A 7,544-nucleotide genomic window follows, 5' to 3' on the forward strand; every position below is an offset into this window, starting at 1 on the left:
CATGGAAGTCTGGGAAAAAATACCACTCCGGCTATGGCCATGGGCTTCATTGACCGCCCTGTCGAAATTGCAGAAATACTTACCTGTAGAGGCTTTTGCCACTTCACTCCTTAAAAGGACAGTGCCGATTTCATCGGACGTTTTTGCAGTTGACTCTCCCCAGGCACAGGCCCTACAGCCAACTTTTGGGGTAAATTTCATCTGAAGCCATAATCAATAACCTATATTCCCATCAACTTGTCTATTGATAGGAATATGGCTATCTTTCGTCAAAAAAATACCGATTCCCTGCCTGAACGGCGATCGCCTCTAGGATTTGGCTACTTATCTAAGTAGTAACAACCCGAATCTGAGGCGATTTCATCGTGGGAATGAAGTTGAAACTCTAAATTCGGGAATACTTCCAAAACCCGGAGATCGGGCATAAATCATGATTGTTCTCGCAGGACACGGGAAGTAGATCCAGTTTGACCTTAGATTTAGATGGGGAATAAAAAGTATTCTACGATGCTATTCCCCCTGGCTTTTCCCGAAATACTGGGGAAGTTTGTTAACTGTCTCCCTTAGTCGTTAAAAATTTAAACGAAAGTCCGCGGAGGCTAGACCCACGGTATGAGGAATGTAGGGCATGGTGAAATTTAATCATTGGGGGAGGGCTTGGCGTTATTACCTATTGCTGGCCCTGGGGATATTTTTGGCGATCGCCATGCAGTTTACCCCGGCCTTTTCCCAGGTTTCCCGCAAAACCATCATTGTGGCCACGGAACCAACCTTTCCTCCCTTTGAAATGACCGACGAAGCCACGGGGCAATTAACCGGTTTTGACGTTGATTTGATTAAGGCGATCGGAGAGGCTGCCCAGGTCACCATCGACATCCAGGGCTATCCCTTCGACGGCATTATTCCTGCCCTGCAATCCAACACAGTAGGGGCGGCCATCAGTGCCATTACCATTACCCCGGAGCGAGCCCAGTCGGTGGCTTTTTCTAGCCCCTATTTCAAATCGGTGTTGGCGATCGCCGTGCAGGATGGCAACGACACCATCAAAAGTCTGAAGGATCTGGAAGGGAAAAAATTAGCCGTGGCGATCGGCACCACCGGGGCCATGGTGGCCACCAAAGTACCGGGGGCCAATGTGACCAATTTTGATTCCATCACTTCCGCCCTGCAGGAATTAGTGAACGGTAACGCCGATGCGGTGATCAACGACCGACCAGTGTTACTCTACGCCATCAAAGATGCGGGTCTCAAGAACGTCAAAATTGGGGCCAATGTGGGCAGTGAAGATTATTACGGCATTGCCATGCCCCTAGCACCCGCGGGGGAAATTAATCAAACCAGGGAAGCGCTCAACCAGGGTTTATTCCAAATCATTGAAAATGGCACCTATAACGCCATCTATGAAAAATGGTTTGGCGAAAAGAATCCGCCGTTTCTACCCCTAGTGGCCCCCTCTCTGGTGGGTAAAGTGGGTACGGCCCAGACCCTGACCGAACGCAGTCAAGTTAGCCCCAACGACAATTTTCTCATCACCCTGTTCCGCAATCTCTTTAAGGGTTCCATTCTCACCGTTTTGCTCACGGCCTTCTCAGTGTTCTTTGGCTTAATCGGTGGCACTGGGGTGGCGATCGCCTTAATTTCCGACATTAAACCCCTGCAACTGCTCTTTCGAATCTATGTGGAGTTTTTCCGGGGCACTCCCATGCTGGTGCAACTATTTATCATTTATTTCGGTTTACCAGCCCTATTCAAGGAAATTGGCTTGGGCATCACCATTGACCGTTTTCCCGCGGCCATTATTGCCCTCAGTCTGAACGTGGCCGCCTATTTAGCAGAAATTATCCGGGGGGGCATTCAATCCATTGACCGGGGTCAGTGGGAAGCCTGTGAATCCCTGGGTATGTCCCCTTGGCAGACCATGAAAGAGGTAATTTTCCCCCAGGCTTTCCGCCGCATTTTGCCGCCCCTGGGCAACGAGTTTATCACCCTGATTAAGGACACCAGTTTAACCGCTGTGATTGGCTTCCAGGAGCTCTTCCGGGAAGGGCAATTGATTGTGGCCACCACCTATCGGGCTTTCGAAGTTTATATTGCCGTTGCTTTAGTTTATTTACTCCTCACTACCATTTCTTCCTTCGTCTTCAAATGGCTAGAAAATTACATGGACCCCGTTGGTCGGGCGAAGAAGAAAGCAAAGGCAGTGACGGCTTAGCTTGGTTTCTGCTGCGGCTGTAATGCTTGTTCTATGCAGGTAGCCGATAATCTTCTCCACCTATCAAGTCAGTTTCATTAACCCCTTTGTTAATTTTCTGTAGCTGACCAATCTCCCCACCATCTATTTTTTATTTGCATCTAGTGTCTGACTTTTTCATTAACTAAATCAATTAAAAAATGAACTTCACCAAACAGTTTGCTTGCCTATCTTCCCTGGGGATCACTGTATTAGCCATGGCCATTGTGGGGGGAGGAAATACGGAGCCCATTTTCGCCCAGTCCTTGGATAATTTAGACAATTTATCTGCACAGAACAATTTTCCCCAGCGGCGACGCTTGGGACGAACTTTCACTGTCAACGACAATACCCAAACTTCCGTTAGTAGTTTGCAAACTACCATGGGACAGGTAACCAGTGTCGATCAGTTGCGGGATGTGCAACCCACTGCCTGGGCCTATGAAGCTCTACAAAGCCTCGTGGAGCGCTATGGCTGTATTGTGGGCTATCCTGACCGTACTTTTCGAGGCGATCGGGCGTTGAGTCGCTGGGAATTTGCCGCTGGCTTAAATGCTTGCATGAATGTGATGGAGCGTTTAATACAAGAAAATGTGGCAGTTTTACGGGAGGATATTGATAAACTCAAGCTTTTAGCCCAACAATTTCAACAGGAATTACAGGCTTATAGCACCCGCATTGATAACTTAGAAACCCGCATTGCTTATTTAGAAGATCACCAGTTTTCTGTCACCACTAAGTTAACTGGGGATTCCATTTGGGTTTTGTCTGGAGTTGGAGGCAGTGAACAGGCCGATGGTCCGCCGGATCAACCGGTGCAAAATGGCGAAGTTACCGTTAATTTTCGTCAAAGAATTAATTTTAATACTAGCTTTTCTGGGGAAGACAATCTGTTGGTGCGCTTACAATCGGGCAATTTTTTCTTGGCCCGGGGCGGTAGTAATTTAACTGATTTTAACTTTGCCGCCACCGAAGAACAGGGCAATTTAAATGTTAATAAAGTTCAGTACAACTTCCCCGTTGGCGATCGGGCCCGCATTTGGCTAGCGGGTAATCGCATCACCATGGACGACATCATGGACCCCCTCGCTCCCTACACCAATTCCTTCACCGATGGGGCGGTGTCTTTCTTCGGGGCGATCGCCCCTATTTATTTACCCAACGACAATTCTGGTCCCGGGGCGGGTTTTTCCTACAGCTTCACCGATGACCTCAGTTTGGGAGGCTTTTATTCCGCCGGTAAAGGTTTTTCCCCCAATCAAAGTGAAGGACTATTTAACGGTCAATTTGGGGTGGGGGCCCAGTTGAATTATGTCCCCGCCGCCAACACTGGAGTGGCTTTTTCCTATCTCCATAACTACATCCCCCAGGGGCAATACGACAGCTTTTCTGCTTTGGGCTTCACCGGTTTGGCCAACACTGATAACCCTTTTGATGACGCCGCCAGTAGCACTAACCATTACGCCGTTATTTGGACCTGGCAGTTAGCCGATTGGTTTAGCTTGGAAGGTTGGGGCATGTATAGCGATGCAACGGCCAAAAGTGGCGATCGCCAAGGGGATACGGCAGACATTTGGAACTGGAAAGTTAGCTTAGCTTTTCCCGATTTGGGTAAGGAGGGCAATGTGGGCGTCGTATCAGTAGGACAACCCCCCTATGCTTCCTTTATCAGTAATAACAATAATGTGCCTGATATTACCCCCGCCACCACCGATGCTCCTTGGTTTGTGGAAACCTTTTACCTCTACCAATTCAACGATAATATTTCCCTCACCCCGGCCTTTTGGATTGGCATTAATCCCGCCAATGGCCGAGATCCCCTCTGGGTAGCCGCTTTAAGAACTAGCTTTAAGTTTTAGCTGTTCAAACAATCTCACTTTATAGCTCTGTCAATGGTGTCATCACAGGCAGACGTTTTCTTTTATGCCACTTAACATTCTTATAACAGCTATATTTGGAAGTCTCATCTGTCCCCACTTCCGGAACTATAGCTTCATCGGATTTACAGCGTTTACAGCATCTTAGTCGCACAGCAAAACTCTTATGAAAATAAGTGTTATCACTGTTGTATATATATCAAACTGATTCAGAATTTGCTGTATCGTAAGTGTTTAGACAGTTGCCGTCTTTTGATGCTCCCTTACCTTCTCAACACTCCGTGCCTTCTCCCCTCTTTTTCCAAAATTCCCCCACTCTGATGAAAAAGGGATATTTGGGCTATCAACTCACGGAGCTGGATGATCACCATTGATGCAATTCGCGCTGGTTTAGATCAGGGCGAGTTTTTCCTAGAGTATTTACCTGTTGTCAGACTTGTCGAGGGCCACTGTGTCGGTGCGGAGGCTTTGATTCGGTGGAGAAGGCCATCCGGAACGGTGATGCCGGACCAGTTCATTCCCCTGATCGAGGACACTCCCGTATCGGGGTTGCTGACCTATTGGGTAATTGAAACCATGGCAGCCGAGTTAGGCGAGTGGCTCCGAGTCCACGAAGAGGCCCATCTCAGTTTCAATGTACCGCCGGAAATTCTGGGGCGGGGCGGACTGGAGTATGCCGCAGACAAGACTGGGTTGGCGCTCCTCCGGCGACAGCTCATCCTTGAAGTAACTGAAAGGGGATTACCGGATCGGTTAGGCCTTGCCGCCCTCGAAGCTGCTACTCAGTCTGGTGTCCGAATTGCCCTTGATGACGTGATGCTAGGTGGTGCAAATTTGGCTATCTTATCCCGTTGTCCCTTGGATATTATTAAGATCGACCGGTCCCTCGTTGCCCAGATCACTTCCGATTGCCTCTGTCCGGGGTGGCTTGGGGGGCTTTCAGCCTTGCTACAATCGACCCAATTAGAGGTCGTCGCCGAGGGGCTCGAAACCGAAATACAGGTTGTGGCTCTCCAATCTGCAGGGATTTCGATGGCCCAAGGGTATTATTATTCGAGCCCTATCCCGGCTGAGGAATTTAAAAAGTACTATTGGCGTACACGGGGACAGCCTAGTCAAACTGGCGATCTCAGTTGAGCCGGGTAGTTAACCAAACAAGCTCACAAGTTATTACCGTTGCTGGTTCAGAAGATGTTTAAAAAATTCAGAGCGATGAATTTATCGGTCTACATCGATCCACTAAATAGCCTTAGGTTTTAATCAACCTTACGGGAAGAAACGGGGAAAAAACTGGCCCAGAGTAGGGCGGCAATGCCAATATTAATGGAAACATCGGCTAGGTTGAAGATGGGGAAATTAATCAGGCGAAAATCGAGAAAATCGATTACATGGCCAAACAAAAAACGGTCAATGCCATTACCCACTGCCCCCGCCAGGATGCAACCGTAACCTAATTGTTCTAACTTGCGGAGGGGAACTTTGCCGGCAAAGATAATTAAGCCGACGCTTACTCCGAGGGAAAGCCATTTTAACCAGCCAGCTCCGCCGCGAAAAGCACTGAACGCCGCCCCGGTATTGAGCACATAGGTGAAATGGAAAACCCCAGACCACAGCGGCCAGGTTGTACCTACAGGGTCCATGGCCTGGCTCACCCAAAGTTTACTGATCTGATCCAAGATAATGCCGGCGATCGCCACTTGCCAGAAGAGGGGGTTTTTAGCGAGGGAAAAAGACCGGGCCATCAATAAAACAGGATTCTCCGCAAAAAGTAGGCCAGCACAGCAGTCAGACAGACCAGAATAATCTGGCCGGGCAGAGCCATGAGGGAAAAAGTCAACAGGGCCTGGGGTAGGTCTGGCAGGGACAAAATGGGGGGATTACCCAGTTTCAGCAAAGCCATCATCCCTAGATAAACTATACCTGCACCGTGGATGACCCCCAAACCGGCCAGGCAACTGAGGGCCAGGGTTTCAATTTTGGTTTGGGAACGGTAAGCCAACCAACCACAGACCCAAGCTCCTGGAATGAAACCTAATAAGTAGCCAAAGGTAGGCTGTTGCCAGTAGTCCCAGCCGCCGCCATGGGCAAAAATTGGCAACCAAGCTAGGCCAAGCATAATGTAACCCAACTGGGCGATCGCCCCGGCCCTAGCCCCTCCCAAACAGGCGGTGAGCAATACGGCCCCCACCTGGTAGGTTGTGCCCAGGGGATTGGAATAGATGCCATCCTCCCACCATTGCCAAGGGGGATTGGTGGCAAATACCTGCACAAAGGTACAAAAAACAGTCAACAGCAGTCCGGCGATCGCCAACAGGACTTCTGCCAGCAGGGAAGGCTTGGGGAGTTCAATCTCCTCCGTCACAAGGTCGAGGTCAGATTCAGGATTGGTATTCACCGGGGACAGGGGCTTCTCCCCCTTCGAGGCCAAGGGATGCCAATAATTGTTGATCTTGTTCGGGGGGCTGGCCCAGGGTAGTTAAATAATGGCCCACTAGCATAGCGTTAATGCCTGCCTTTAGACCCAAATCTTGTAATTCCCCCATCACCGCCTCCCGGCCGCCAGCATAACGAATAATTTGTTGGGGCAAAATAAACCGGAAAATGGCGATCGCCTTGAGGGCGTCGTAGGGATTTAACTTTTGCTGTTCCCCCAAAGGAGTGCCAGGGCGGGGATTGAGCAGATTGAGGGGCACCGATTCCACTTCCAGATCCCGCAGGGCTAACGCGAGGTCAATGCGGTCTTCCCAGCTTTCCCCCATGCCCAAAATGCCGCCGGTGCAAGCTTGGATGCCCGCCGCTTTAAGATTTTTCACCGTGTCCACCCGGTCTTGCCAGGTGTGGGTGGTAACAATTTTGTCGTAATAGGTGGCGGATGCTTCCAAGTTATGGTTGTAGCGGGTTACCCCAGCCTCCTTCAATTGCTGGGCCTGCTCCGGGGTCACTTCCCCCAACGCGCAACAGGGCTTAATGTTGGTTTCCTGGATAATTTGCCGCACCGTGGCCAGGATTTGTTCAAATTCCCGATCCTTGGGGCTATGGTATTTGGGGCCCCGACCCTGGCTAACTAAGCAAAAACGTTTGGCCCCCGCCGCCGCCGCCGCCCTGGCCTGTTCCAGGATTTCCGCCTCGGTTTTGAGGCCATAAATAGGGGAGTTGGGGTCGGGATGGTGACTAGATTGGGAGCAAAAGCCGCAGTTTTCGGAGCAGTTACCAGATTTAACGTTGATGATGCTGCAAAGGTCCACCACATTGCCACAGCAGGCTTCCCGAATGCGATTGGCCGCTTCACAGAGCAGGAGAATAGCGTCTTCCCCTTTGATCGCCGCCAACTGTAATGCTTCTTCCCTGGTCAGGCAATCGCCGTCAATAATGCGCTGACTCAGACCTGTTAACCAAGCCTGCAGAGTCCCGTGGCGATCGGCCGGGGAATGGGAGGG

The 7,544-nt window shown here is 50.1% G+C and carries 6 protein-coding genes; 3 read left to right on the top strand and 3 right to left on the bottom strand.

From position 1 onward, the window contains the following. The first annotated feature begins 628 nt into the window (after positions 1-628). The 3 genes from IQ219_RS13865 to IQ219_RS13875 all read left to right on the top strand — a co-directional run bounded on the left by IQ219_RS13865 (position 629) and on the right by IQ219_RS13875 (position 5,244). The gene (locus IQ219_RS13865; protein ID WP_194072999.1) at positions 629-2,212 is read left to right on the top strand and encodes an ABC transporter permease subunit; all 1,584 of its coding nucleotides are present in this window, start codon (positions 629-631) and stop codon (positions 2,210-2,212) included. A 179-nt stretch (positions 2,213-2,391) separates the two neighbouring features. Next, positions 2,392-4,089: an iron uptake porin gene (locus IQ219_RS13870; protein WP_194073000.1), complete on the top strand. Its 1,698-nt coding sequence runs from the start codon at positions 2,392-2,394 to the stop codon at positions 4,087-4,089. Between the two features lie 378 nt (positions 4,090-4,467). Then, the gene (locus IQ219_RS13875; protein WP_194073001.1) at positions 4,468-5,244 is read left to right on the top strand and encodes an EAL domain-containing protein; all 777 of its coding nucleotides are present in this window, start codon (positions 4,468-4,470) and stop codon (positions 5,242-5,244) included. 119 nt (positions 5,245-5,363) lie between these two features. On the opposite strand, the gene lspA is transcribed toward IQ219_RS13875, so the two are convergent. From lspA to bioB, 3 genes are all read right to left on the bottom strand, one after another. After that, positions 5,364-5,849 (bottom strand): signal peptidase II, encoded by a 486-nt coding sequence (gene lspA / locus IQ219_RS13880; RefSeq protein ID WP_194019053.1) that lies wholly within the window; start codon positions 5,847-5,849, stop codon positions 5,364-5,366. Further along, the gene (locus IQ219_RS13885; RefSeq protein ID WP_190598841.1) at positions 5,849-6,502 is read right to left on the bottom strand and encodes a biotin transporter BioY; all 654 of its coding nucleotides are present in this window, start codon (positions 6,500-6,502) and stop codon (positions 5,849-5,851) included. The genes lspA and IQ219_RS13885 overlap by 1 nt, the downstream gene beginning before the upstream one ends. After that, the coding region (bioB, locus tag IQ219_RS13890; protein WP_228017105.1) for a biotin synthase BioB at positions 6,486-7,544 on the bottom strand (1,059 nt) is incomplete at its 5' end. The genes bioB and IQ219_RS13885, both read right to left, overlap by 17 nt.

It is taken from the genome of Synechocystis sp. LEGE 06083, assembly GCF_015207725.1.
GTDB classification, from domain to species: Bacteria; Cyanobacteriota; Cyanobacteriia; order Cyanobacteriales; family Microcystaceae; genus Synechocystis; species Synechocystis salina.

Bases quoted from the DNA above. Each gene is read 5' to 3' on its own strand.
- IQ219_RS13865 (WP_194072999.1), top strand. From the start codon at position 629: ATGGTGAAATTTAATCATTGGGGGAGGGCTTGGCGTTATTACCTATTG.
- IQ219_RS13870 (WP_194073000.1), top strand. From the start codon at position 2,392: ATGAACTTCACCAAACAGTTTGCTTGCCTATCTTCCCTGGGGATCACT.
- IQ219_RS13875 (WP_194073001.1), top strand. From the start codon at position 4,468: ATGATCACCATTGATGCAATTCGCGCTGGTTTAGATCAGGGCGAGTTT.
- lspA (WP_194019053.1), bottom strand. From the start codon at position 5,849: ATGGCCCGGTCTTTTTCCCTCGCTAAAAACCCCCTCTTCTGGCAAGTG.